This is a genomic window from Pseudomonas sp. Z18(2022) (genome assembly GCF_036346535.1).
Classification (GTDB): domain Bacteria; phylum Pseudomonadota; class Gammaproteobacteria; order Pseudomonadales; family Pseudomonadaceae; genus Aquipseudomonas; species Aquipseudomonas yamanorum_A.
Map to the genome: position 1 here is coordinate 417,553 of NZ_JAOTOA010000003.1, position 23,732 is coordinate 441,284.

Genomic DNA, 23,732 nt, shown 5'->3' on the forward strand with positions numbered 1-23,732 from the left:
CAGTCCAAAGGAAATGTGATGAGAGTAGCGATCTTGGATATCCAAAATTTCCGCGGTATCCGTGCAGGAAGCGTTCACTTTAAAGACCATCCTGTGCTGATCGGGGCTAACAACACCGGCAAAACTACGGTGATAGAGGCACTGACGCTTCTTCTAGGAAGGGAGCGGATGATCAGGGAACTCACGGAACATGACTTTTACGGTTCAGATCCCCAGCCTGCCGACCGAATAAAGCTTGTAGCCACAATCACAGATTTTCCTTCCGAAGACCCTTATCAGAATACCGATTGGTTTAGAGACGGCAGAGGCGTGCCTAAATGGTTGGACGAAGCCAACGGTACGATCAGCGCGGTTCGAACCGAGGAGGCATCGAAGCTATGCTGCCAAATTGGCGCTCAAGCTTATTTCGACCGCGACTCGCTCTCGGTCGAGATGGTTCGTTACTTCCACGATCACGATAGTCCGATGGATCCCTTCGCCGACGACTCGCCCGTGGGCGTTCCTCCACGCTTGATAAAAGAAATTGGGTTTTATCTCGTGCGAGCGAGCCGTACCTGGGACAAGGTTTTTACATGGGGGAGTGAGCTTTTCCGGCGTACGCTGCAAGCAGCCGCAGCCCAACCGTCCGAAGCCATTTTAGCTGAGCGCGATCGGCTCAGGCGTCCGGAGGCCCCAATCGAGAACGATGATCGAATTTCACCGCTGATCCAGAACGTCAACGCTGAGTTAGCGAGATGCATACCGAACGCACCCCATGTTCAACTGCGGGTGACGAGTACTGATAGTCGATCACTCCTCGACTCTGTCGCAGCACATTTCGCTGTAGTCGGAGGACTGGGCGTACCCGCCGCCAGACAGGGCAGCGGCTTGGTTTCACTGCAAGGTTTGTTACTACTACTGGAACTAGGTCGAGGACGTGCAGCCGCAGGTGAAGGATTTCTAATGGCCTTAGAGGAGCCCGAGCTTCACCTGCCCCCAGCAGGTCAGCAACAGCTGGTACAACGAGTGCAAGCACTTTCGACCCAAACCTTCATTACTACGCATTCCCCATTGATTGCTGCGGTATCAGATCCAACCTCTGTATTGATTCTCCGAAATGTCGACGGTCATCTCTCGGCCCTTCCTTTTTTATCACAGCCGTTGCTACCAAATGCCCAGAATTGGAAGAGGAAGTTTTTTCAGCAAAGTCGTGTGGACGTCCTGTCGGCTTTAATGCACCCGTGTGTATTGGTGCCTGAAGGCCGTGCTGATTTCTTGTTACTGAAAACGGTGCTACGACCTTTGATGTTGTCCGAGGGTTGGTCCACGAGCATGCCATCTATGTTTGGATTGGAGGTCGGCGTCGTACCCACTGAGGATGCCAAAGTGGTCGAGACGTTCCAGTTACTGTCAGCCACTCATAACAAGGTCTGCTGCCTGGTGGACGGCGACAGAGACGGTAAACGCTACATCACAAGCCTTCTAGCAGAGCCCACTGCTCCCTCATCAGTAATACGGTGGGCTGACGACGAAATGATCGAAGACGCCATAGGCTGGATCTTGGCTGCGGATGAAGACGACGTAGTTGGGAGGCTTACGGAGTTGACGGAGGTTGCCCCCTCAACTGTGTCCGACATCGTCACCCACTTAAAAAATAAAAAAGTGGACGTGATCTGCTACGAGTCGGTGGCAGACGCGATAGTTAACTCACCTCTCTGCCGTGCCAGAGCAGCAGAGTTGTTCAGCTGTTTGGCTATGGCGTGCGCGGGAACTGCTAGTGCACATTTCGTCGCCGACCCAGAGGGTGTCTGGGTGTTCCAGCCATGACAATTCAATCTTTTTCAGGCGCGGCAGGCTGTGGAAAAACTCATCAGTTGATGGCAAACCTAGCCACGAGATTAGAAAGACATCCTCTACAGGCGTTTCAGAAAGTTTTGGCGTTAACCTTTATGCATGGGTCGCGCCGTCGCTTGGACGATCGGCTGAGCGGTGTTGCTCTTCTGCGCCGACAGTACGAGTGCACAACAATCGATGGATTCGCTTGGCGAATCGTCAGTAGATGGCAAGCACTAATAACCCAATTAGAAATGGGACATCCAAGAGTCAATGATTATGAAGCGGTGTGTCAGGTCGCCGCGGATCTCCTTTCTCACGATATCGTTGTCCGCTGGATTGCCGCGACATATCCCGTTGTGGTCGTGGATGAAGCACAAGATCTCACGCCAAACCGACTGCGGATAGTGCAGGCAATGGCTCCCCATGTGGACCTTCTAATTGCTGCAGATGAGTTTCAATGTCTCATCGAGGAACTACGTCCTAATCCAGCCTGCGATTGGTTAACTGCTGTTGGCCACGACGCACTTCTTCAGCAGCCTAGGCGCACCTCAGATCGTAATCTCCTTGCCGCCGCCGTTGCTATCCGATCAGCACAGGCTCCAGCATCAAATGGGCTCTTTAAGATTTTCCACACACCCACACCAGCTCTCGCCGCTTCTTACGTTTCTAATGGCATTGGTTGGAATAGAGGGGGGAATCGGGTCGCGATTATCACCCCAACAATGGGGCAATTTGCCCACGGCATCCTCACGTGGGTCGCCACCCGAACAACAGGCAGAGGAAACGGCCCCTACAACATAATTCTGGAAGAGTCAGAGACCAAGCTTGCCGACACATTCGTTGACGATCTGGCTTTGCCGGACCAAGCCACATTGGCGGAAGCTTTCGCATTGATGGCGGAAAAACCTGCACCGATTGCTCAAGACTTCGTGCGTTGGCTAGAGAAACAGCGTCGGACTAAGGGAAGGACTCATGTCCTTCGCGAAGAAATGGAGGACACAATACGGCACTCATTTTCAAACCAACGACGTCTAAGCTCACGAGATGGGCCAGGTATTCGAGCGCTAACCGTTCATGGAGCAAAAAACAGAGAATTTGATCTAGTGATTGTGCTTTGGCCTGCGGCAATTCGTGGAAATGACGAGCAGCAGAGACGGCTACTTTACAATGCCGTTACCAGAGCAAAGCACCAGTGTCTGGTACTAGTACAACTTCCGAGAGCAATGACACTTCCTCCTTTCTCCGTTCGAGAGGAGTTAGCTTTAAACGAGAACTAGCCCCTAGCACTACGTAACTTTATGTGAGGTTGAGACAAAACGATTAGCTGCTGCAATGTCAGCAGCACCTGGACGATTTTTATGAGTCGAGCTTTGAGGTATCTCAAATTCGTCTGCCTTAGTCCACCGAACTCCGAGTCCGCGAACCAGATAGCGGTTCGTTCTAGAAAAATCAGATGCCTCTGAAAAGTCACCCTGTCTGAATGAAATCATTCTCAGATCGTACAATCGAGTAATGGCATCCGCGATGTGGTGTCTCTTAACACCGGTAATCAGCGCTAACCGGTCATAGGACAGCATAGCGATGCCACCTCGATTTGAGTCCCTGTACGCAAGTAAAGCTACGTACACCTTTAATGCCGACAATGACGCTCTGCTGAAGTTGAACTCAGTAAGCATGAGAATTTTCGCTCCAGACGAGCCATCGTAAAGCCAGCGTTTCGGGATCTTCGCCCAGCTTTTACTTTCAAGCCAGCCGCAAATCAGGATGCTCGACCCCTTCCTGAGGGCCTGTGCTTTTCGCTGAATAAGCCCCTCTACTTCTAGTCGCGTCAACGCCTTCGCAACAGTTGGCCGAGACAAGCCAGTGAGCCGAATCAGCTCCTCATAAGTCACGCTCGCATTTCCAGTTATGAAATCTGCCCGACAGCACAGCGCTAGGTAAAGCTTGAGCGAGGAAATGCATGCGTTTCTTGCGGACTTATCCTCCTTCAACCACATCGACTTTACCGAATAGGACTCATCCGCAAAGTTGACTAGCTCGCCTGCACGTATCCAATCGACAGGCATTTTGGCCCATTCAGACACAGCACGACCCATTTCGACTTCGCTCATTTCGACCTCCACGCATGCATCAGCAAACCAGCACTCAGAAGCAAGATACAGCACAACGCTAGCTTCAACGGATCAGCCGAGAGCGCTTTATCAATCACAAACAGGACGGAATTCATTGCCTGGAACCTCAAAAAAAATGGCTACAGGAGAAACGTTAACGCCAAGCGCAGCTGCTATCTAGATAGAGGCGCTCATCATAATCTACGTATCTATTTGTTAAATATGAAGATTTAGGCAAACTGATTAGTTAATTTGAGATCGACTTGAGACGTGGATTTTTGCCTGTTTTTTGATCAATTTAAACTCAAGTTTAAATTCCAATGCGCTCCAGCACATCCTATCGAACGAGCACATGTGCATTGAAACCAGCTGACTTATGAGCACTCACTGTTGCAACGGCTCAACACAGGCTAAGCGCTATATCGAGATCTGTGCGAAGCCTTCGACCGAACCCCATCAATACATAAATCGTATTTTTCGTCTCAAACAGACACCCATGAGTGAAAGAAACCGCCAACGTTGTTCGAACCCAATCGCCAGGTGGGAAGCGGCCTTTGCTATCTTGGATAACGGTCAAAGCGTAAACCAGAGCAGGGATTAACCCTCTATCGGTGATGGCTTTTCTCTGACGTGTTGTAACTTCGATGTCCAATATTGCCCAATCAGCAACAAGACAGTAGGCACGGGAAGGAAAGTGCAGATTGGCGAGGGCCACTGCATCTGGGTTGGCGAGTTGGCACCCGCTTGTTTTCTCCCCTGCAGAAAGCAGTGAGGTAAACCCTACCAAATTCATTCGTTCCTCCGGCCGATCAAAAAACCGATTCGAATGAGAAACATCCTTCAGCATAGTTCCCAGCGAATCGCCTGGTACCGATGGCGACGAATAGCAGTTAGGTCATATCACACCTCGTTCCTCTACTCTCCCTTTATCTCACTGAACGGGATGATTTCTATTGGCGGCGCCGCCGCACAAAGTGGTTTGCGCCAATAACCCACGCTATGCCATTGGCCGTGCTTGAACCCAACCTCGGGGTAGGTGCCGATGTGGGTGAACCCGAGCGCTTCATGGATACCTATGCTTCCCGCGTTGGGTAAGGCGATGCCGGCATAGGCTGCATGAAACCCCTGTTTCTCTAGGACTGGTAGAAGCTGCTGATAAAGGGCACGACCAACCCCTTTTCGGTGCACTGACGGGTCGACATACACGGTGACATCCACCGACCAACGATAGGCTTCCCTGGCTCGATGCTGGCTGGCATAAGCGTATCCAACGACCTTGCCGTCCATCTCTGCTACCAGATAGGGATACGTTGGCAGTGTTGCGGCTATTCGTGCTGCCATCTCATCGACAGTCGGTGGCGTCAGCTCAAACGAGATGACCGTGTCCAAAACCATCGGCGCATAGATAGCCTGGATGTCAGAGGCATCAGCGGGTGTAGCAACCCTCACTTTATAATTCATGTCTTCCCTTGCTGCCCCTTAAAGAACCGCGTTTGAAGGGCTGAACCACCTAGGCCCAGCCCTTCAGAATGTCGCGATAGAACCGTGAACTTTGCCTCAAACGGGCTCACCGCATCCACGAACCGCAGAGAGCACCGTTCACTGAATTGGTAGCTTCTGCTCGTGGAGTCCAGGCTGCGGGATATCCACGACGACCTCTTTACCACCGAGAACCTTCGCCAGGAACAGCGCCGTCAGCCCACCGAAAAACTGCGCAATGATGAATGGCGGTACGTCTGATATCCGTATCCCCGAGAAAGTATCGGTGAACCCGCGAGCAATCGTCACCGCCGGATTCGCAAAGCTCGTAGAGGACGTGAACCAGTATGCTGCGACAACATACGCGGCAACCACCTGAGGCACTTTTGCTTTGTGATATTTATCGCACAGCAGAATTGTCAGCACCAATCCCGACGTTGCCAGGTATTCACTGAACCATTGCGACGGCCCTGTGCGAACATGATGGGAGAACTCGATCACAGGCAGCTCGAACATGAAATGCGCAGCGAATACCCCGAAGATTGCACCCGTTGTTTGAGCTGCCACGTATGGGCCCAGTTGCTTACTGCTCAGTCCTCCGCGCAAATAGTCGACTACAGAGACTATCGGGTTGAAGTGCGCACCGGAGAAAGTGGAGAAGCACACGATCAGCACATACAAGCTCGCGCCGGTTGCCAGCGCATTGGCCAGAAGCGCTAGCGCATCGTTACCGTTCGCCAGGCGCTGACCCATGATTCCAGAACCAACTACGGTGCACAGCAGAACTGCTGTACCGAGAAACTCAGCCAAGATCTTCCGTGAAGTACTCATTAGATAGGCTCTATGACAAGGGATTTGAGGGGAGCGGCTACTGAGCTGGCTCGTAGCCGCAACTGCTGTTACGAGCAGCAGGACTTGGGCTTGACGGGCTGACTTCCCTCCACGACATACAATGCGTCGTCTGCGGAAAGGTAGGCATCCTGAGAGGCCAAATCCGTGGGTACACCGCGCTTGTAAACCCTGCCGCTATCGCCGGTGAGTTCAAGCCCAGGCCCTCGGTAGATCACCGTCACGGACTTCCCAATCTGAACTTCAGGCTTGGTACCAGTGACAGTGACGGAGTAGAACCGGACAGAGCCAATTCGCTTGGTTGAGGCGTCGTTCCGGGCCTCAATCTTTATTCCCGTGAGACCGACTTCCTGAAGTTGCTTGTAGAACTGCTGCTCTTGAAGTACGCCTGAGTAGCAGGCCGACCACAGCTTGGTGTCTCGTTTCAATTCGTCAGGAATGGCGATATCTGAGACGTTGTCAGAAATTGCAAAACGGCCACCTGGTTTCAGTACCCGATAAATTTCGGCGAAAACATTCTGCTTTTCGGTTTCACCAACCAGATTGATCACGCAGTTCGAGATCACCAGATCGACAGACTGGCTGTCGATAAGAGGCTTGGACTGAGAGCTATCGCTGATGAACTGCTCGAAGTTTTTCCACGATGCCCAATCAGCACAAGGCTCCGTACGCAGGCGTTCCTCGGCCAGCTCCTGATCGATTTTCAAGTTGCTCGCGGAGGCCTTGTAGAAACGCAAAGGTGCGCTATCTGTTGCCTTCTGAAACGCATTCGCCTCTTCGCGAGCGATCTGCAACATGCTCGGGTTGATGTCGATACCAAAGACAGCACCCTTACTGCCGGCGATTTGGGCAGCTACGTAGCAATTCAGACCGGCCCCTGACCCCAAGTCCAAGACGACATCACCTTCGCGCACATACTTGGTCGGATTACCGCACCCGAAGTTAGCTTCGATGATTCGCTTTGGAATTTTCTTCAGGTACTGGGCACCGTAGGCGTCGCTGCAGCAACTTTCAGTCAGTTGCGATTCAAGGACAACGTTGCCGTTGCTCAACGCCTCGGTGTAGTCAGCGATGATTGTGTTTTCAATTGCAGAAGTCATTACTCACATCTCCCGTTTAGCAGCACGAAGTACCATCAGCGCAGCACGATTCCTCGGCAGAGCCTGCGATGGGCACAAGCCCTTTGGTGACCTTGGGATCCCGGATTGAAGGCGTGTTGCAGTCGAAGAAGCCGCTCTTGTCCAAGGCTGGCTCGACATAGCAACGCACGGGGATGAATTGGTCTTGATAAGGCGCTGACATCAGCAGATTGAAGGTCTTCTCACACACCGCTGTACGGACGCCGCGCTGGTATGTATGGCCGTCATCGTCGACCGTATGCTTCCAGGGGCCTTTGTAGATAACGGCATGCCCCTGGTCGAGGCACACGCCGGCCTTACCTTTGTATGCGCTCACGGTGAAGAGTCGGAACTCAATGCCATCCTGAATGGAGACAGGCACTTCGGATGCCAGCTCATAAGTGATGCCATGAAAACCCGCTTCGCAAAGCTTCTCGGCAATAGCAGACTCTGTCAGCGCGTTGCTGCACTCCAACCCCTCAACTGTGAAGGCCCTGAGCGAGACGGCTTCCTCATCAGACAGAATCGCCGGGAATACCAGTCGACCATGACGTTGCAGTCGCTCGTAGAGCGATTGCGCGATTCGGCCAAATTCGGGCTCAGCATTGAACCCTTCCCAGTAAATGTTCGCGAACGCGGCCGCAGCGGGATCGGCTCCGATCGCACTCGAACTGAACGTTACGCCATCAGCCTGCCCAAACTGGGCTGTGAGTTCGTCATTGCGGCTCGCGGAGCAGATGAAAAGAGTGTCTTTGCCATCCTTCATCGACTTGTTCAATGCCTCGTTATGCGCGCGCCAGGCAATATGGCCGGGCACTTGGAGGCCTTCAGTTTGGTTGGCCAGCCTGAGAGCCGCCTGCAACAAAGTAAGTGACGACATCTGTTATCTCCTTAGCATTTCAGGCAGCAACGTTTGAACACACCTTCTTCCGGTGGTGTGACCGAGTCCATAAAGAGCTTGTCCAGACGGGAGTCCGAATGCTGCCAGTCGAAATGAAACTCGTGCTCCTCCAACTGCAGTTCCTTCACCGTGTCGTTGTTGAGCAACGGTGAGCCCTTGTAGAGATGCAGCCGAGTCTCAAACTGGATGGGGTCGACGATGTTCTCCAGCTCGTTGCGAGCAATGAAATCGTGTAGCTCGGCCATGTCCTCAAGGCTCACCCAAGGGTTGAACGTGATGAAGGTCGGGTTAACCTTGACGCCGGCCTCTTTCAGGAATGCCAAGGCCTCCTCGATCATGGGTACGTTCATTTCCTTGAAGACTTGGTCGAGAACTTCCTGCTTGGGGAACTCCAACGCGGTGGTGATGAAGGCAAGCCCGAGCTGCCCCATTTCCTTGATGGCGTCTTTGTTCTCCAGAATATGATCCACGCGAGTGGTGAAGTCGTACGTGAGGTCAGGGAACTGCGAATGCAGGGTTCGGATAATTTTCAAACCATGCTTCTTGGCATTGAAAAAGTCGGCATCCGTAAAGGTAAGGTGAGTCATTCCCTGCGCGACGAGGTTCGCAACGTCACGCTCAACAAGATCGTCGGAGACCAAAAGTACCTTGCCGTCGTAGGCCGCATACACAGAGCAGTAGGAGCACTTGTGGTGACATCCGCGCGACCCTTCGACCCCACCTACGACTTTCTTTTCGCCGAGCAACTTTTCCAGTTGAGGTTGCGGGTATTTGTGTAGAGGCGGTGCCAAGTCCCTGCGTGGCAGGCGGAACCCGTCACGGATCAACTGAGGTACTACGATTTCACTGGAAAGGCCGCGAGTACGATCGATGACTCCGCGCAGATCTTGTCCCTGCTCGCCACTCAGGTGTTTAGCCAAGCTGACAATGGGTTTTTCCCACTCGCCTGCGATCGCGTAGTCACCGTACTTAGAGGCCAGGCTTTTTGCATTGATGGTCGCGTATTGACCGAAGAAGCAAATTTTCTGGGAGGGCTTCGCTTCTTTAAGCTGCTTGGCTAGCTGCGTTCCCGCAGTCAGAGAGTCAAAAAGCGGTACGCAGATGAAGACCAAGTCTGCGTCGCTGAATCTCTCTAGGGAAAGCCCCTCAACGTAGATATCGATCAGCTGCGCGTCGATATCTGCATCGAGTAGAGCTGTGGTTGCAGATATCGCGTTGAGCGGTTGATACCCCCCTTCGAATGTACTGGCGACCAGGTACTTCATTCTCTTTCTCCTTGAGCTCAGGCACGACGATTCGGTGACTGGAGTCACTGATGGTTTTGTAGGAATTCGAAGTTAAAGCGAGATCAGCAGAAGGACTGCCAAGCCTATCAATGCTTGTAGAACTGAGCCGGCGGTCACTAGGCGCATGTACCTGCCGGTGCTGTATTCGGGAAAGGCGTCGGTTTTGACCAACCAGTAATAGCTGTCGTTAGGGAGAATGGCGACGAAGGATCCCAGGCATACGGCGAACGTGACGCTCATCAAATCCACTCCGCTCGACGCCAAGATTGGCGAGAGAACAGGTGGGATGGCAGCAAAGGTCGCAAGCGAAGAACCATTTAGTGTTTTGAATACCGCTGCCAGCAGGAACACCCCAACCAAAATATGCGCGGTGCTGCCCGACGCGCTGAATGCCTGCTGAATCAGATCTTTCGGAAGCACCATACCGAGGGCTTGGCCCAACGCAGACGCACAGCCGATCGTAAACAATAGTGAGCTGGTTCTACGCATCGCTTTGGACAGCAGATCTTGAACCTCACCAGGTTTGCAGCTAACTGCGATCAACAGCGATGTGGCGATCAGCGCACCGACGGGAGTAGTGAAGAACTCGATTACGGAGTGCTGATTTTTGGGAATGACGTAGCCGGTGATCAGGAGCACGAAAAATACAGCCAGAGGGAGAATGACTCTGATAACCGAGTCCTGAGGCGCGGCTGAGTCAGTAAAATCACTTGGGGATGAAAAGTCTGAGCGTGTCGTCCAGTAAGTCCAGATCGTCCCGGCCACCCAGGTAACGACCGTAAGCAGCAGCCCTAAATACAGAAATTTCGGATCATGAGTATTGGCCCCCAACCCGATTCCAATGATCAGCGGGCCTGCGGGCATCAGAAGCTTGAACCCCGAGTAGCATCCGATCGCAATGTACTTTCTGTGCTGTCCTGCGATGGGAGCAAGAGAGGCGTAGGCGGTATCGGGACAGACCATGCCGGCACCGAGCAAAGGTGACAGTGATATACCGAACTTTCCGAAGGAAGCGCTTCCCTGCGTCGAGATCCAGCCAGCAATGAAAAACGCGCTCAGGATGACGATGGCGAAATAGCCGAGGTTGTTTCCGAATCCTTTGCTCAGCGATTGGAACACGTCACCGCTGCTAGCCCCGGCAAGAATGGGGATCAGAATTGCAGTCAGCAGCATTGCCACAGGGAGAGGAATGGAAAAGCTGCTCCATAGGTTCCGTAACCGGGAGCCTGTTTTCGTCCTAAGCGCTTCTACCAACATCCATGTACCTCCAAGCGTTTCCAGAACCGCCTCTCAGAGACCAACAAGCCTCATCTCCAATTCACAATCGCAAAATACGTTGCGAGCCGCAACTAATATCTTGGAACAATTTCGCTGGCCCTTATGCCCAAAAAAATGTGTCGCTACGACTGCTAAGGTGGTATTAGCGTTTCCCCGGAATTGCGAGCCGAGTGCCATGCCAACGAATGATCAGATCGACCAGGATGCCGAACAGCTCTATGAAGCGCTGAGTCATTTGGTTCGCGTGTACCAGTTTCGTGACAGAGATCGCAGCTGCTGCGAGGGCTTATCTGTCACTCAATGCTACGCACTTGAGCATGTGATTAAGGCAGGACCTGTTCGCGTTCAATCGTTGGCCAGCGAGCTTTTTCTCGACAAAAGTAATGCCAGCCGGCTGGTCGATTCGCTTTCCAAACAGGGCCTAGTTCAACGTGTACCGGACGCAAGTGACGGCCGCGCACTGGCAATCACCGTGACCCCCGAAGGCATGGCCATCTACGAAAGCATTCGGTCGGACTTGGTGGGAGAAGCTCGTAATCTAGCCTGCGACTTATCGAAAGAAGCACGTGATGGCGCGATCGAAATGCTACGCCGCTTCGCCAAAGCCACCGAACAACGCTGCGGCCTGAAAGACCTTAGCCGTGACGAATATCTGCCAAGCAAATGCTGCTGAAATGGCAGATGCTGTCCTTCTCCCGAAAAATCGCACCCTCTCTAGACCTGTAAAGTCTGAGAAAAAGTGACCATCACCTAAAGTCTTACGAATGTCTCAAAAAATTCTGTTCTTCCCAATGTCCATGCCCGACGAGACCCTTCACTCACGAGTTACCCGGTATCATTTACTTTCGGGAAATAGAACTGAGCGTGAGACTTTTCAAGATCTTTTTGGTGCCGATCCTTTTTCCATCAAAATTATTCCTAAACAAATCGAAGACCTTGCAGAGAAGCTTCCTGGCGATAGGAGAGACAATTTAAATGAGTTGCTTACGTGCAACACCATTCTTCCTGCTTACACGCCGTTCTTAGGCATCTCCAAAGTCAACCATGATGGCAATAGCACTTCGCTCGTATCCAGACTTCCTCGTAGAGAGGTAAGTTTTCATAGCATGGCTAAGATTTGCCTTTCCTGTGCCCAATCGGATCTTATTGAGACGGGGCATTCGTACTGGCACCGATCTCATCACATTCCGGGCGTAACAGCTTGCTGGAGACACGGTGAGACTTTATTGCAGGCCTGTCCAACTTGCACTCATCCGTTTTATCGAAAAAACAAGCTATTACCTATGGTAACCAGCTCCTGCGTATGCGGCTGGAGACCATTAGGCTCACACTCTCCTTCGAGAGTGCCGGAAATCGAGCAGAAATTTGCGCAGTTTGCAAAGGACCTTCTGCATAGTGACTTGCCGGCAGTTCCATCTGGGGTATTAGCCGCATGTTATCGTCGACAAGCCAAGAAAAATGGGTTTGCTCGTGGAAACCTAATGGCGACGACGAAAATGTTCGAAGGTATCCAATCAAAATTTGGTCATGATTTTTTATCGAGAATTGATAACGCGTACGCGTCAGGCAAGTACCATCAGTGGATAAGAACCACCACTGTTAATGATCAGCTAGATATGCCAATCACTCGACACCTCATCATTTCCCTCCATTTATTTGGGGACGTGAAGACATTCGAAAAAAGAATTGCGGAAGAGCTAATACTATTTACTGGAACAAAGTCCAGAAAACCACAAAGCAAAACAAGCTCTGACAACACCAAAGCATTTCATCGCCTTAAAGTTAACAACATCATAGAAGCCCGCCCGGGAGCAACCTTGGATTACTTATGGAAACATGCGTACCAAGCTACTCTTTGGCTTACAGCAAACGATAAAAAATGGCTTTTAGGCGTACTCTCAAAAAAAGCAAATACTGCGCTAACAGAAGAATCTAGAACCCACAAATTCGATAGCGAATACGCAGACATCATTAAAAATGGTGTTAATGAGCTTTATAAAATTAGCAAAATGCAGATCCGCGTTAATCTTGGAAACATGCTTGCATTGCTTCCGAAGAGAATAGCAGGCTTCCCTCAACGGAATAGCCTATTTCCACTGGTATCCGAACAGCTCGAAACTAATTTTGAATCAGTGTGGCACTTCCGCTTGCGCAGAATTATTTCAGCGCTATCAGAAATGCACCGTCTGAAATTAACTCCCAATATTACGAGTTTGGTTCAACTGTCGTCTTTGCCTAATCAAGCTTGGAACGCACTCATTAGCTACTTCGAATGGGATGTGGAAAAAATGGTGAGCGAAGGAATAGATGTTGAAAAAGAATTGGCCAAAGCAAACGTAACCCGCCAATGGGAGGGACCTCCGGGTTACCAGATGTCCCTCGGAGGACGAGCCTACACCAAGCAAAAAAGTTAAGTAGCCACCTTTCTAGGCCTGCATTCCCTTCGCTTGCATGGGGAAAATTAGCGATTCCGGCAAGCGATCCTCAGCCTGCCCTTCTTCACTGGAGGTGACGCATCTAACCGCCCAGCACATTCGCTTTACCGCATATTCGAATTATCGTATATTCGATTTCCCATATGCGTGAGGTGTGGTCATGAGCGCCCCCATCAAAGTGCTTTTTATCTGCGTTGCTAACTCCGCTCGATCTCAGCTGGCTGAAGCACTGCTTAGACACAGCGACGCGCGTTTCGAAGCGTTCAGTGCAGGTTCCGAACCGACTGACGTTGATCCTCGAGCCGTTGCCGAACTGGCCCACGTCGGCATTAGCGCCGAAGGCCTGCGTAGCAAGTCCATCGAAGAGTTTCGTGACGAGCATTTCGACTACGTGATCACCCTCTGTGACAAATCTGCGCGTGAATGTTTGGCGATGCCCAAGGCAGGTGAAGTGCTTGCCTGGGACTTTGAGGACCCGGTGAGCAGCTCCCACCCGGACGCCTTCAAACGAGCCCTTCACGATATCCACGAACGCATCAAATTATTTGTATTGGTTAAAACCAAGCACCTGGAGGCCTCATGAGCGAGGTAATCACCCCGACCGTTTTGTTCAAAAGCTTGGCAGATGACACCCGGACCCGAATCACGCTGCTAATCGCCCGCGAAGGTGAGCTCTGTGTATGCGAGCTGACTGCCGCTCTGGAGCAGAGCCAACCCAAAATATCTCGTCACCTGGCGTTGCTGAGATCCTCGGGGTTACTGGCGGACCGCCGGCAGGGCCAATGGGTTTACTACAGACTCCATCCCGAGCTGCCGACCTGGGTCATCGAAGTGCTCAAAGGTGTCGTCGATGCCAACCAGCATTGGTTGAACACAGAAACAAAGCGGCTCTGTGAAATGAATGATCGTCCAGTCAATCAGGCCGTGTGCGACTGATCCAACCTTCGAAACGAGTCGCCCGCATGCTAATCGCTCTACTCATTTTCATTGTCACCATCGTTCTGGTCATCTGGCAGCCCAAAGGGCTGGGTGTCGGCTGGAGTGCCTCATTGGGTGCCGCGCTTGCGTTGTTGAGCGGCGTGGTCAGCCTTGGCGATATCCCGGTGGTATGGAATATCGTTTGGAACGCCACGGCGACGTTCATCGCCGTGATCATCATCAGTCTGCTGCTCGACGAGGCCGGTTTTTTCGAGTGGGCAGCCCTGCATGTCGCTCGCTGGGGAGGTGGCAGCAGCCGCAAGTTGTTTGCCTTCATCATCTTATTGGGAGCAGCTGTGTCGGCCCTGTTCGCCAATGACGGTGCGGCGCTGATCCTTACTCCTATCGTGATCGCCATGTTGCTGGCCCTGCGCTTTTCACCCGCAGCGACTCTGGCATTTGTGATGGCCGCAGGATTCATTGCTGATACAGCGAGTTTGCCGTTGGTGGTTTCCAACCTGGTGAATATCGTCTCGGCCGATTACTTCAACATCGGCTTCAGCGAGTACGCGGCAATCATGGTGCCGGTCAACCTGGTCAGCATCGCTGCAACTCTGGGAATGCTCCTGTGGTTCTTCCGGAAAGACTTGCCCAAGACTTACGACCTGGCACAACTGCATGCCCCTGAAGGTGCGATCCGAGATCGTGCAACCTTCGTGGCTGGATGGTGGGTGCTGCTCGCGTTGCTGGTCGGCTTTTTCGTTGTCGAGCCACTGGGGATCCCCATCAGTGCCATCGCCGCCGCCTGCGCATTGGTGCTCTACGTCATCGCCGCCAAAGGTCACGCCATCAACACCAGTAAGGTGCTCAAGGGCGCCCCGTGGCAAGTCGTGATCTTCTCGTTGGGCATGTACTTGGTGGTGTATGGCTTGAAGAACGCCGGACTGACTGACCACATTGCTCAGTTGCTTAACGTCTTCGCTGGATATGGCATTTGGGGGGCATCGCTGGGTACAGGACTCCTGACCGCCGTGCTTTCTTCGATCATGAACAACATGCCAACAGTGCTCATCGGCGCGCTCTCGATCCATGCAACGGAAGCGACTGGCGTAGTTCATCAAGCCATGGTCTACGCGAACATCATTGGCTGCGATCTTGGTCCGAAAATCACTCCAATCGGCAGCCTAGCCACACTGCTCTGGCTACACGTGCTGGCTAAAAAGGACATCACCATCAGTTGGGGTTACTACTTCAAGACCGGTGTGGTTCTCACGCTTCCAATCCTCATTGCCACCCTGAGCGCCTTGGCTTTGCGCCTCAGCTTTTGATTCCTGGAGATCACGATGAAAGTCCTATTCATGTGCACCCACAACAGCTGCCGGAGCATTTTGTCCGAAGCGGTGTTCAATCACCTTGCTCCTGAAGGAATGGAAGCCGTCAGTTCCGGAAGCTTCCCAAGTGGCCGCGTAAACACGCGAGCGATTCAAACGCTCAAAGCAGCAGGTATCCCTACTGACGGCCTTAGCAGTAAAGCATCCGATGCCTTTGAAGGGTCACCACCAGACATCGTGATCACGGTCTGCGATCGGGCTGCCGGCGAAGCCTGCCCGATTTTCTTCGGCCCGGCGCTCAAGGCTCATTGGGGGCTGGCAGATCCTTCTGAAGCTACGGGATCTGAAGCGCAAATTGAGGCGGCATTCCAGCAAACCCTGAGCAAAATCCAGGAGCGGGTAAACGCCTTCATTTCGTTGCCTATCGCTACTTTGAGCACAGAAGAGCTTAAAACTGAGCTAGCCCGCATCGGCACGTTGTAGGCCATGTCCCGCTGGTGCCAGGAGTCACTATGAAAGACCATTTTCCAAACATCGAAGCAGATCTCATCGACGTCCCAAGCATGGAGCGACTCACTCCTCGTGAGCCGTCCACGCATAAACCGCGCATCCTTCTGATCTACGGGTCGACCCGCGAGCGTTCATTCAGCCGATTGGTAACCCAAGAAGCCGCGCGGTTGTTGGAGCACTTCGGTGCGGAAACACGAATCTTCAACCCGTCAGGGTTACCACTGCCTGATGATGCTCCGGATACCCATCCGAAAGTCGTGGAACTCCGCGAGCTAATGCAGTGGTCGGAAGGGCAGGTGTGGTGTTCTCCGGAGCGTCATGGATCGATGAGCGCCGTTTTTAAAGCTCAGATCGACTGGGTGCCTTTGGCGATGGGTGCAGTACGTCCAACCCAAGGTAAAACCTTGGCAGTCATGCAGGTCTGTGGAGGCTCCCAGTCTTTCAATGTGGTGAATCAGTTGCGCGTTCTGGGTCGCTGGATGCGCATGGTGACAATCCCCAATCAGTCTTCAGTGCCTAAGGCGTTCACCGAGTTCGACGAGGATGGACGTATGAAGCCTTCGTCTTACTACGATCGCCTGGTCGACGTGATGGAGGAACTGATGAAGTTCACCCTGCTATTGCGTGACCGTCAGGACTACCTGGTAGACCGCTACTCGGAACGCAAAGAGTCGGCCGAAGAGCTGTCGAAACGAGTGAATCAGCGCTCCATCTAAGGATCTCATCATGTCTCACCCTTTCTCGATCCTAGCAATGCCAGATGGTACGGGCACTCTCATCTTTACCCCGTGTCCGGGTACTCAGGATGAGCCGCTTCAGCAAGCGCTCGGCACTCTGAAAAACGCAGGCGCCAGAGCCATTGTCAGTCTGATGGCCGACACCGAACTCACTCAAAACGGAGTCGGTGAGTTAGGTCGGCAAGTCCAGGCAGCTGGACTCGCTTGGTTCCAGTTACCGATTGAGGACGATGAGGCTCCCGACGCTGAATTTGAGGCCAAGTGGCAGAAGGCGCTCCCTGCTTTGTCCGAGCTTTTGGAAGCAAACCAAGCCATTGCGATTCATTGCAAAGGTGGGTCGGGACGCACAGGGCTGGTCGCCGCAAAACTCATGATCGACAGAGGGTGCTCGCGTACCCGAGCTGTTGAGTTAGTACAGCAGCTGCGACCGCGAGCAATCCAAAAACCTTCGCACGTCTCTTACATCGAGCGACTTTGAGAGCTTTGTCTTAGCCGGAGGGAGTAGTTAATGGACACTCAAAACACACTGCTGGATGTGGTGGTCATCGGAGCAGGTCAGGCTGCGCTGACAACGGCTTACTTCCTCAAACGCACCGGTCTGTCGTTCGTTCTGTTAGATGCAGAACAAGGCGCCGGCGGTGCGTGGCGTCACGGATGGGATTCATTGCAGCTGTTCTCACCGTCTGCCTGGAGTTCAATCGCAGGGTGGCCGATGCCACCGGTGACTGATGGCAATCCCGGTCGAGATCATGTTGTTGATTACTTGGCTCAGTACGAAAGCAGGTACGGGTTTCCTATCGTGCGTCCCGTAAAGGTCACGAACGTTGAGCCTATGAGTTTCGGTCTGCGGGTCCACTCAGAAAATCAGCATTGGGATGCCAAAGTTGTAATCAGCGCGACGGGGACTTGGAGCAATCCTCGCATCCCCCATTACCCGAAGAGCGAGCTTTATCAAGGTCAGCAGATTCACTCAGCGCACTACCGTTGCGCCGAGTCGTTCCAAGGTAAACGGGTAATGGTTATCGGCGGTGGTAACTCAGGTGCCCAGATCTACGCTGAGGTATCCAAGATGGCGGACGCTACCTGGGTGACCCTGGACGCCCCAATGTTTTTGCCTGATGACGTGGATGGCCGTGTGCTTTTTGAGCGTGCCACTGAGCGTCTGAAGGCCCATCAGGAAGGACGTGACATACCCCAACCAACCGGCGGATTGGGTGACATCGTCATGGTGCCGTCGGTGAAAGAAGCGCGTGAACGTGGTGTTTTGAAAGCTGTACGACCATTTGAGTTTTTTACGCCGGACGGCGTTGTCTGGAAAAATGGAGATGAAACCACGGTTGATGCCATTATCTGGTGCACTGGTTTCGCTCCCTCTTTGAACCACCTGCGCGGGCTCGGCGTGGTCAACTCACAGGGGCGGGTCGACGTTCACGACAACCGCTCTTCAATCGAACCTCGGCTTTGGCTAGTTGGCTACGGCGACTGGACTGGCTTGGCCTCCGCAACGTTGATTGGGGTAACTCGAACCGCTCGCAATGTCGTAAAGGAAATACAGCAATATTTGGCTCAAGATATAGCCTGAGCGGTTTTCCATTGCTAACAGTTACCTGGCGGTCTGATAGAGGCTGTTCGGTATATCGCAGAGCGCGTGACTGGCCTACCAATTCGTATTAGATTTTCAGTTGCCCAGACCAAACGGCGGCGACGAAAATCTTCAGTACTTTCACACACTGAGGCCAATGCATCGGCACAAAGCGGGAGTCGATTAAGCTGTTTCTCAAAACGAGATAAAGCATCGAGCTCACGGCCGATCCGGGTTTTACAGACACGTACTGGTTTACCTGGTAGCGCTCGAATTGATAGTGCGCACTCGATAATTTTTACTGCTAGAAGCGTGTCCAACTGAGCGAATGGACTGCTTGGTTTTCGGTTTCCCTTGTGAGCATCTGTCTTACCTAGATGAGCTTTGAGCCATCGCAGGTCGTTGCGGTACAACCAAATGTAATCTTGGCATTCGTGCGCAAATAAGGTCAGGTAATGACGCGAAAAACGCTCACGTCTCTTAGCGCGGATCTTCAAGAACTTCAGCTGTTTCCACCTCTCGGGGCCTCCGGAAACAGCTCTAATCGACCGGTAAACTGTTGCTGCTGATAACCTTGCTGTACGCGCTATTTCCTTAGCTTCAGCGCCTGTAATAGCTCCCTCCCAAACAACCTGTTCAGCTTGCTTTGAAACATGGTGCCTAGGAACCGATTGTTGTGCCAATTCTATAGTGATGTTCGCGTGCAGCTCCTCAATGTGCGGAGCCTTTTCTACACGCCGTGGAGGGATGCATGACGGCACTCCGTTGGCACGTAGAATGCTGGATAGGTCGAAACCGAGAGCACTCGCAAGCATCAAATATTTGAGGGGATGGTGCGTTCCCCTTGGCTTGCGCAAGATCTTGGTTACCCAACTCGCGGGAAGGCCATCCAACTCACCTCTCAAGACCAAGAACTCTCCATTCTTGGGGAGCGTTTGAAAGTACCTACGTAAATAATCCGCTAATTGACCAAGGCATAGCCGACCCGATGGTGAAGCAAATCCTCGTTCAATGACCACCTTCAAAAATGCTTGTCGAATCAGCGTGGCTGACTGAGGTGGGGCATTGGCTTCAAGTAGACGCAAAGAGTTTCGGGCAACGGTAAGTAGACTGCCTCTCTGACGGGCGTTGAGAAGTAAAGAGTGCGCGTGCGCTTGGATATCCTCATCCTGCGGTAAGTAAAGTCTCCTAGGCCCTCTCGCTAGCCAGTGATGATCGACTATCACAAGAGGCGTCTGGCAGTGGGGACAGATACACACGCCAGGCAATTGGTGTACGCGATGCCAATACGCCGTACCGTAGTCACGGACATCTGTTATCAAACAGGTTGGGCAAAAACGCGTTCTAGACGTTGTTTCTATGCGGCTGGCGATGATTCCGAGTTGGGTCTTAAGACCATTCCCTCCCCGATAGGCCATTTGAAACCGAGCGTTGGCGAACTGGTGCTCGGTTAGGAACGGTTGGAAGTACGGTAGTAGCGTATGCCTGGCAATGATTGAATCGAGGCCGAGGCTCGCGCTCGATGGCAACGCTTGCACCAGTTCAATCAAATGGCACGGAAATGGAAGGTCACGTGCGAAGCTCCCGTCACCTTGGGCTGCGTTGAACACAGCGGACCAAGACCCTAATCCAGATAGGCGAACGTACCTTGATAAAAGGCTATGCAGCGTTTCATCGGGACAGGCAGCGGGAAAGAAATGAAATTCATGATCCATTTCAACCTCACGGACTACACCTTTCGATGCAGAGCAGAGAATTCGAACACGTCAGTGTTCAACCAGCCTTCCTCTCTTAACTTTTGCAACGGATCTTCAGCCTGCGCGATCACAGCTGATTTAGTTGATGACCTTGAAGAGTCCACCCCAGCTGGTTTGGTTTTCGGTGTGCTTGAAACTTTCTCTGAGGGAGGATCCATGCGAGGAGCTGGCGTAATACTTCGCAATAATGCCAGCCGATCAAGTACCTCGTTCGCGTTCAGAGTCATCATGCCTTGAAGTTGATCATCAATCGGTAACAAGTCTTCAAAGCGGCCTAGCTGACGGGGATCTCGGCTGCGCAAAGCCGACAGTGCCGGCTTGAGTATTTGCATTTTGGTGTCAGAAACGCGCCTGAACGTGCTGGAGGTCAGGCGCTCCTCCCCGCTCTGGATCGCAAAGCGCTGCCCAAGAATCAGCAGTTTCACCAAAAAGTCGGTGACCCCCTGAGTCAAGTCATAAAGCACATCAAACAACTCATCTGTCAGTGGGCTGATTTCACGACACCACTGATACTCCCATAGCGACTCAACCAACATTCTCCAAACCGGATCATCTTTTTCGAATCGCTGAAACTCGGTTACACCGAGACCACATCCTCGCCTCGCGTTTCGCAGAACATCAGAGAAGAGGCTAATCATCGAATTAGTGCCGATGAAGACGACCGGGATGCCAATGGAGTTGATCAGGTTTACGAAGAAATTGAGCATGTTGTCTTTACCGCCAGTACGGGCGGAACGTAGATGCTGAATTTCATCGATCAATAGGGCACCGACGAAGTAGGTACTCGCAACCTGCTCCATGCGCTGGATGAGGTCAGGCAATCCATTCCGCGCACGATAGCTGTTCGCATACCGATCTTGGCCTATCGCCTGGTCAACAGCGCGGAAAAAAGCACGGCATAAACCGCTAAGCGATCCATCAAAAGGGCAGTCCAGTTTCAACCAAGTGATCTGCGTCTGCACAAAAGAACGCCCTTCATAGCGCTGATGAACGATCGTTTGCGGATACAGCCGAAGAATTGACTCAAGAGCGGTGGATTTCCCGATTCCGCTCAACCCTACAAGACTGAAAGTGGTTGCCGTTGAACGAAACCCGTCTGAACCTCCTGGTGCTGACAGCGAGTGCAAGTGTCTAACTGTGGCTGTAGACATTGGGTTGCGCCCTACATATCCACTTCGCAGCAGCGAAGAAAATGCTGATTCGAGCTCAAGATGAATCGGTAGTGGCTGAACAACGGTACGCAGGCGATCAATGCAATGGAGCCTAACCGACTTGTCGTGCTGTCGCTCTTCGTCAACCACCGGAGGAAAATGCGAGATCAGCGATGCAGCGTCACTCTCGGAAAGGATTGGAGGTAACGCCTCAATCAACGGATTACCTTGAAACTCCAGAACGGGAGACTCATGGTACTTCGCGAAATTCTGGACACTCCGATTCATTTGCTACCTCCCGGGCGGAACCGACTGAGCAGATCAATTACCTCAGCACTACGGGTGCCAGCGTAATTTTCAGCGACGCCAATCCCCGTGTTCAAGGCTTGGCTACTCTGATTTGAACTAGCGGCTCTCAAGTCTTCGGGCACTAACGACTCCGAACGCTCTTGCATGCGTTCGTGGGACCTGTTGGTTCGAATGTCACCGAGCTTCTGCGATTTCGAGCCCGGCTCCATCGTCAACTTTTTCTCCTTCACCGCATTCGACACAACGTCCGAAATTGTTGCGTCCAGTGCGACACGACTCGCCAGCTTGCTGTATTTGCTCTCAGGAGACTCTTGTTTAACAATCTCCAACATGTCGATTACTTCCTCGAACCGAACGCCGTGATAACGCACCTCAGAGTTTCGGAGATCACAACGAATGAAGTGCCGATCCGGGCCTTGAATCCAGATATGTTGAGTACTATTTGGGTCATACCAACAGACGATGCTGCTGACACCACGATGCCGAGCACGTGCAAACCAGTTTTGTTCAATGGCCCAGTCGCAGACGTAAAACATTCCCTTGAACTTAATCCCACCTTTCTGAACTGAGCCATTATCTCGGGGTAGTAGGTGCAGATAAATCAGCTCTTCCGTCTGAGTATTGACCTCGATTCGATCATTCTTCAGCGCCCACCCCCATATTCCCATAGGGGTTGGCTCGACCTGATCAGCAATCATCTCTTTATTGAGTCGCGCTGGCTGTCGATTTTGGCTGTTGTAGTGAAGGATTCCCTCAATGATGATCTTCGTAAATTCGGCGAGATTCAGCGTGGCATCAAGTCGGTAGTCACGCTCACCCCTCTCTAGAATTCGCTTACGTACAGCTCCTGGAATCCAGTGAATTTGCGTCGTGATATTCAACACTTTGAATGAGCTTTCCACGATCGCTTTCCAATCTGGACGATAGGGAGGCGCGATACCCAAATTAATGCGCAAACCGGAGGCAAGCCCCTCAGCAGCTTGTCCAAGCATCTCACCACGATCTGCGAAAACTTCGTGCGGTAGGTGATGACAAGGCCAGTCGGCGTCTTCAATTTCAACGCCGTTGGCAGCACAGAACTCCACTTTTGAGGTAAACGCGTTGTAAAGCGCTTGTCGGGCACCATTCCAGCTTGGTCCCTCCAAGCCAACAAATACGCCTACGATCATTCCCGAAAAAGTATCGATAACGACGTAAACAACTGGACGGCCAATAATCCAATTTCTGTTGTAACGACTGACGAGATAGACATCTGCAATGGTGGCGTCTATTTCAAATAAATGGCCTGGCCCACGCAGGTTCTCCCGAACAGTGCCGCTCAGCGGGCGATGGTCTTTTTGCCAATTGCGCTCACCACTGCGACCTCTCAGAACTGCAATGTCATCGAAAGCTTTGTGACCCCAGTAGGCAAACTGTCTGGCCGTGGGTAGCTCGCTGGCAGGAAGCAAAGGCGCATCGTCTCCTGCGTCACCCAGCATCGGTTTAATCGTATAAAAACGCCGAAGCATTTTGACGTAAGCATCTGCGATGGTCCCTACAGATCCCTTGGCAAATAATGCAAACCCAGTCTTGATACAGTTTTTATCCGTATCACTCAGTACCTTCGATTGAGTAGTGGATTTGACCCCCTGAAACATCGTCGAACGCCCCGGTTTAAGGCCGTTTGGGTAGTTTTTAGGTTTGCCTGGCCCTCCCGCGTTAACCCTATCTGGAAGTAATGAGTTACGTACTTGCCCCCCCATCCAGTATCGGTACAGCAAGCGATACACCGATTTGTTCGGCAGCCCAAGTTTGCGCGCCTGATCAGCGACCATCTGACCAAGAGCATCTGGCTGGAAAATAGCGTCTGGAGGGTCAGTGTCGACAAGCGATTGAATACGGGCCCAGTTGTTATCCCGGAATGCCTTCTCTTTATCAGAAAGGTCTTCTTCCGCCTTCAACATGTAGGCTGGAGGAGTAACCGATAAAAACTTGATATCGCCTGAGCTTAACCAGCTTTTCAGCTCAGATAGCTGCATGACCCATGGCCGCTTGGGTGAGCGTTCAATCGTCATCAGCACAATCTGATCGCTGCGTTTATCAACCCATAGAACCCTCACTAAGCCCTTCAATAGCTTGGGTTCGGTTACTGCCTCAAGGACATCATTCTTACCAAGATATGCCAT

22 protein-coding genes are annotated in these 23,732 nt (G+C 52.3%); 11 read left to right on the forward strand and 11 right to left on the reverse strand.

Annotated elements, in window-relative coordinates:
• Nucleotides 1-18 precede the first annotated feature (18 nt).
• Both V3W39_RS09945 and V3W39_RS09950 read left to right on the forward strand, forming a co-directional pair.
• Entirely contained in the window at nt 19-1,806 is a 1,788-nt protein-coding gene (locus V3W39_RS09945) for an ATP-dependent nuclease (RefSeq protein WP_330212564.1), read from the forward strand.
• Entirely contained in the window at nt 1,803-3,092 is a 1,290-nt protein-coding gene (locus tag V3W39_RS09950) for an ATP-dependent helicase (protein WP_330212565.1), read from the forward strand. Before V3W39_RS09945 ends, V3W39_RS09950 begins: the two co-directional genes overlap by 4 nt.
• Before the next feature lie 9 nt (nt 3,093-3,101).
• Here the strand turns inward: V3W39_RS09950 and V3W39_RS09955 are convergent, their stop codons facing one another.
• From V3W39_RS09955 to arsQ, 8 genes are all read right to left on the reverse strand, one after another.
• Nucleotides 3,102-3,926: a MarR family transcriptional regulator gene (locus tag V3W39_RS09955; RefSeq protein ID WP_330212566.1), complete on the reverse strand. Its 825-nt coding sequence runs from the start codon at nt 3,924-3,926 to the stop codon at nt 3,102-3,104.
• A 400-nt stretch (nt 3,927-4,326) separates the two neighbouring features.
• Complete coding sequence (locus tag V3W39_RS09960) at nt 4,327-4,719, reverse strand: DUF6957 family protein (protein ID WP_330212567.1); 393 nt, start codon at nt 4,717-4,719, stop codon at nt 4,327-4,329.
• Nucleotides 4,720-4,841: 122 nt separating this feature from the next.
• On the reverse strand, nt 4,842-5,387 hold the full coding sequence (locus tag V3W39_RS09965; RefSeq protein ID WP_330212568.1) for an arsinothricin resistance N-acetyltransferase ArsN1 family B: 546 nt from the start codon (nt 5,385-5,387) through the stop codon (nt 4,842-4,844).
• Between the two features lie 138 nt (nt 5,388-5,525).
• On the reverse strand, nt 5,526-6,236 hold the full coding sequence (locus tag V3W39_RS09970) for an MIP/aquaporin family protein (RefSeq protein WP_330212569.1): 711 nt from the start codon (nt 6,234-6,236) through the stop codon (nt 5,526-5,528).
• 68 nt (nt 6,237-6,304) lie between these two features.
• Nucleotides 6,305-7,354 carry an arsinothricin biosynthesis methyltransferase ArsM gene (gene arsM / locus V3W39_RS09975; protein WP_330212570.1) on the reverse strand — a complete coding sequence of 350 codons (1,050 nt, stop codon included), beginning with the start codon at nt 7,352-7,354 and terminating at the stop codon, nt 6,305-6,307.
• 16 nt (nt 7,355-7,370) lie between these two features.
• Complete coding sequence (locus V3W39_RS09980) at nt 7,371-8,252, reverse strand: methyltransferase type 11 (RefSeq protein WP_330212571.1); 882 nt, start codon at nt 8,250-8,252, stop codon at nt 7,371-7,373.
• An 11-nt stretch (nt 8,253-8,263) separates the two neighbouring features.
• Complete coding sequence (arsL, locus tag V3W39_RS09985; RefSeq protein ID WP_330212572.1) at nt 8,264-9,538, reverse strand: arsinothricin biosynthesis radical SAM protein ArsL; 1,275 nt, start codon at nt 9,536-9,538, stop codon at nt 8,264-8,266.
• 72 nt (nt 9,539-9,610) lie between these two features.
• Nucleotides 9,611-10,816, reverse strand: coding sequence for an arsinothricin export permease ArsQ (gene arsQ / locus V3W39_RS09990; protein WP_330212573.1), 1,206 nt, complete (start codon nt 10,814-10,816; stop codon nt 9,611-9,613).
• Nucleotides 10,817-11,012: 196 nt separating this feature from the next.
• Here arsQ and V3W39_RS09995 point away from each other — a divergent pair, with 196 nt between their 5' ends.
• From V3W39_RS09995 to V3W39_RS10035, 9 genes are all read left to right on the forward strand, one after another.
• Nucleotides 11,013-11,510 (forward strand): MarR family winged helix-turn-helix transcriptional regulator, encoded by a 498-nt coding sequence (locus V3W39_RS09995; protein WP_110601891.1) that lies wholly within the window; start codon nt 11,013-11,015, stop codon nt 11,508-11,510.
• A gap of 91 nt (nt 11,511-11,601) precedes the next feature.
• Nucleotides 11,602-13,251, forward strand: coding sequence for a TnsD family Tn7-like transposition protein (locus V3W39_RS10000; RefSeq protein ID WP_330212574.1), 1,650 nt, complete (start codon nt 11,602-11,604; stop codon nt 13,249-13,251).
• 181 nt (nt 13,252-13,432) lie between these two features.
• Nucleotides 13,433-13,855 (forward strand): arsenate reductase ArsC, encoded by a 423-nt coding sequence (locus V3W39_RS10005; RefSeq protein ID WP_330212575.1) that lies wholly within the window; start codon nt 13,433-13,435, stop codon nt 13,853-13,855.
• Nucleotides 13,852-14,208: a metalloregulator ArsR/SmtB family transcription factor gene (locus tag V3W39_RS10010; protein ID WP_169858144.1), complete on the forward strand. Its 357-nt coding sequence runs from the start codon at nt 13,852-13,854 to the stop codon at nt 14,206-14,208. Before V3W39_RS10005 ends, V3W39_RS10010 begins: the two co-directional genes overlap by 4 nt.
• Before the next feature lie 26 nt (nt 14,209-14,234).
• The gene (locus V3W39_RS10015; protein ID WP_330212576.1) at nt 14,235-15,518 is read left to right on the forward strand and encodes an arsenic transporter; all 1,284 of its coding nucleotides are present in this window, start codon (nt 14,235-14,237) and stop codon (nt 15,516-15,518) included.
• Nucleotides 15,519-15,533: 15 nt separating this feature from the next.
• Nucleotides 15,534-16,004, forward strand: coding sequence for an arsenate reductase ArsC (locus tag V3W39_RS10020; RefSeq protein ID WP_330212577.1), 471 nt, complete (start codon nt 15,534-15,536; stop codon nt 16,002-16,004).
• 29 nt (nt 16,005-16,033) lie between these two features.
• Nucleotides 16,034-16,747, forward strand: coding sequence for an arsenical resistance protein ArsH (gene arsH / locus V3W39_RS10025; protein ID WP_330212578.1), 714 nt, complete (start codon nt 16,034-16,036; stop codon nt 16,745-16,747).
• Between the two features lie 10 nt (nt 16,748-16,757).
• Nucleotides 16,758-17,246 (forward strand): cyclin-dependent kinase inhibitor 3 family protein, encoded by a 489-nt coding sequence (locus V3W39_RS10030; protein WP_330212579.1) that lies wholly within the window; start codon nt 16,758-16,760, stop codon nt 17,244-17,246.
• A 30-nt stretch (nt 17,247-17,276) separates the two neighbouring features.
• A complete protein-coding gene (locus V3W39_RS10035) occupies nt 17,277-18,350 on the forward strand; it encodes an ArsO family NAD(P)H-dependent flavin-containing monooxygenase (RefSeq protein ID WP_330212580.1) in 1,074 nt (357 codons plus the stop codon).
• Nucleotides 18,351-18,364: 14 nt separating this feature from the next.
• Here the strand turns inward: V3W39_RS10035 and V3W39_RS33755 are convergent, their stop codons facing one another.
• From V3W39_RS33755 to V3W39_RS10045, 3 genes are read right to left on the reverse strand one after another with little or no spacing between them, the layout of a single operon-like run.
• Nucleotides 18,365-20,065 carry a TnsD family Tn7-like transposition protein gene (locus tag V3W39_RS33755; RefSeq protein WP_442968398.1) on the reverse strand — a complete coding sequence of 567 codons (1,701 nt, stop codon included), beginning with the start codon at nt 20,063-20,065 and terminating at the stop codon, nt 18,365-18,367.
• Between the two features lie 14 nt (nt 20,066-20,079).
• A complete protein-coding gene (locus tag V3W39_RS10040; protein ID WP_330212581.1) occupies nt 20,080-21,546 on the reverse strand; it encodes an ATP-binding protein in 1,467 nt (488 codons plus the stop codon).
• Nucleotides 21,543-23,732: a Mu transposase C-terminal domain-containing protein gene (locus V3W39_RS10045; protein WP_330212582.1), complete on the reverse strand. Its 2,190-nt coding sequence runs from the start codon at nt 23,730-23,732 to the stop codon at nt 21,543-21,545. Before V3W39_RS10045 ends, V3W39_RS10040 begins: the two co-directional genes overlap by 4 nt.

Excerpts from the sequence above, each read along its gene's own strand:
- V3W39_RS10040 (WP_330212581.1), bottom strand. The coding sequence starts at position 21,546 with ATGAATCGGAGTGTCCAGAATTTCGCGAAGTACCATGAGTCTCCCGTT.
- V3W39_RS10045 (WP_330212582.1), bottom strand. The coding sequence starts at position 23,732 with ATGGCATATCTTGGTAAGAATGATGTCCTTGAGGCAGTAACCGAACCC.
- V3W39_RS10010 (WP_169858144.1), top strand. The coding sequence starts at position 13,852 with ATGAGCGAGGTAATCACCCCGACCGTTTTGTTCAAAAGCTTGGCAGAT.
- V3W39_RS09960 (WP_330212567.1), bottom strand. The coding sequence starts at position 4,719 with ATGAATTTGGTAGGGTTTACCTCACTGCTTTCTGCAGGGGAGAAAACA.
- V3W39_RS10005 (WP_330212575.1), top strand. The coding sequence starts at position 13,433 with ATGAGCGCCCCCATCAAAGTGCTTTTTATCTGCGTTGCTAACTCCGCT.
- V3W39_RS09980 (WP_330212571.1), bottom strand. The coding sequence starts at position 8,252 with ATGTCGTCACTTACTTTGTTGCAGGCGGCTCTCAGGCTGGCCAACCAA.
- arsQ (WP_330212573.1), bottom strand. The coding sequence starts at position 10,816 with ATGTTGGTAGAAGCGCTTAGGACGAAAACAGGCTCCCGGTTACGGAAC.
- V3W39_RS09965 (WP_330212568.1), bottom strand. The coding sequence starts at position 5,387 with ATGAATTATAAAGTGAGGGTTGCTACACCCGCTGATGCCTCTGACATC.
- V3W39_RS09955 (WP_330212566.1), bottom strand. The coding sequence starts at position 3,926 with ATGAGCGAAGTCGAAATGGGTCGTGCTGTGTCTGAATGGGCCAAAATG.
- V3W39_RS09950 (WP_330212565.1), top strand. The coding sequence starts at position 1,803 with ATGACAATTCAATCTTTTTCAGGCGCGGCAGGCTGTGGAAAAACTCAT.
- V3W39_RS33755 (WP_442968398.1), bottom strand. The coding sequence starts at position 20,065 with ATGGATCATGAATTTCATTTCTTTCCCGCTGCCTGTCCCGATGAAACG.
- arsL (WP_330212572.1), bottom strand. The coding sequence starts at position 9,538 with ATGAAGTACCTGGTCGCCAGTACATTCGAAGGGGGGTATCAACCGCTC.
- arsM (WP_330212570.1), bottom strand. The coding sequence starts at position 7,354 with ATGACTTCTGCAATTGAAAACACAATCATCGCTGACTACACCGAGGCG.
- V3W39_RS09995 (WP_110601891.1), top strand. The coding sequence starts at position 11,013 with ATGCCAACGAATGATCAGATCGACCAGGATGCCGAACAGCTCTATGAA.
- V3W39_RS10020 (WP_330212577.1), top strand. The coding sequence starts at position 15,534 with ATGAAAGTCCTATTCATGTGCACCCACAACAGCTGCCGGAGCATTTTG.
- V3W39_RS10015 (WP_330212576.1), top strand. The coding sequence starts at position 14,235 with ATGCTAATCGCTCTACTCATTTTCATTGTCACCATCGTTCTGGTCATC.
- V3W39_RS10030 (WP_330212579.1), top strand. The coding sequence starts at position 16,758 with ATGTCTCACCCTTTCTCGATCCTAGCAATGCCAGATGGTACGGGCACT.
- V3W39_RS09945 (WP_330212564.1), top strand. The coding sequence starts at position 19 with ATGAGAGTAGCGATCTTGGATATCCAAAATTTCCGCGGTATCCGTGCA.
- V3W39_RS10000 (WP_330212574.1), top strand. The coding sequence starts at position 11,602 with ATGTCTCAAAAAATTCTGTTCTTCCCAATGTCCATGCCCGACGAGACC.
- V3W39_RS09970 (WP_330212569.1), bottom strand. The coding sequence starts at position 6,236 with ATGAGTACTTCACGGAAGATCTTGGCTGAGTTTCTCGGTACAGCAGTT.
- arsH (WP_330212578.1), top strand. The coding sequence starts at position 16,034 with ATGAAAGACCATTTTCCAAACATCGAAGCAGATCTCATCGACGTCCCA.
- V3W39_RS10035 (WP_330212580.1), top strand. The coding sequence starts at position 17,277 with ATGGACACTCAAAACACACTGCTGGATGTGGTGGTCATCGGAGCAGGT.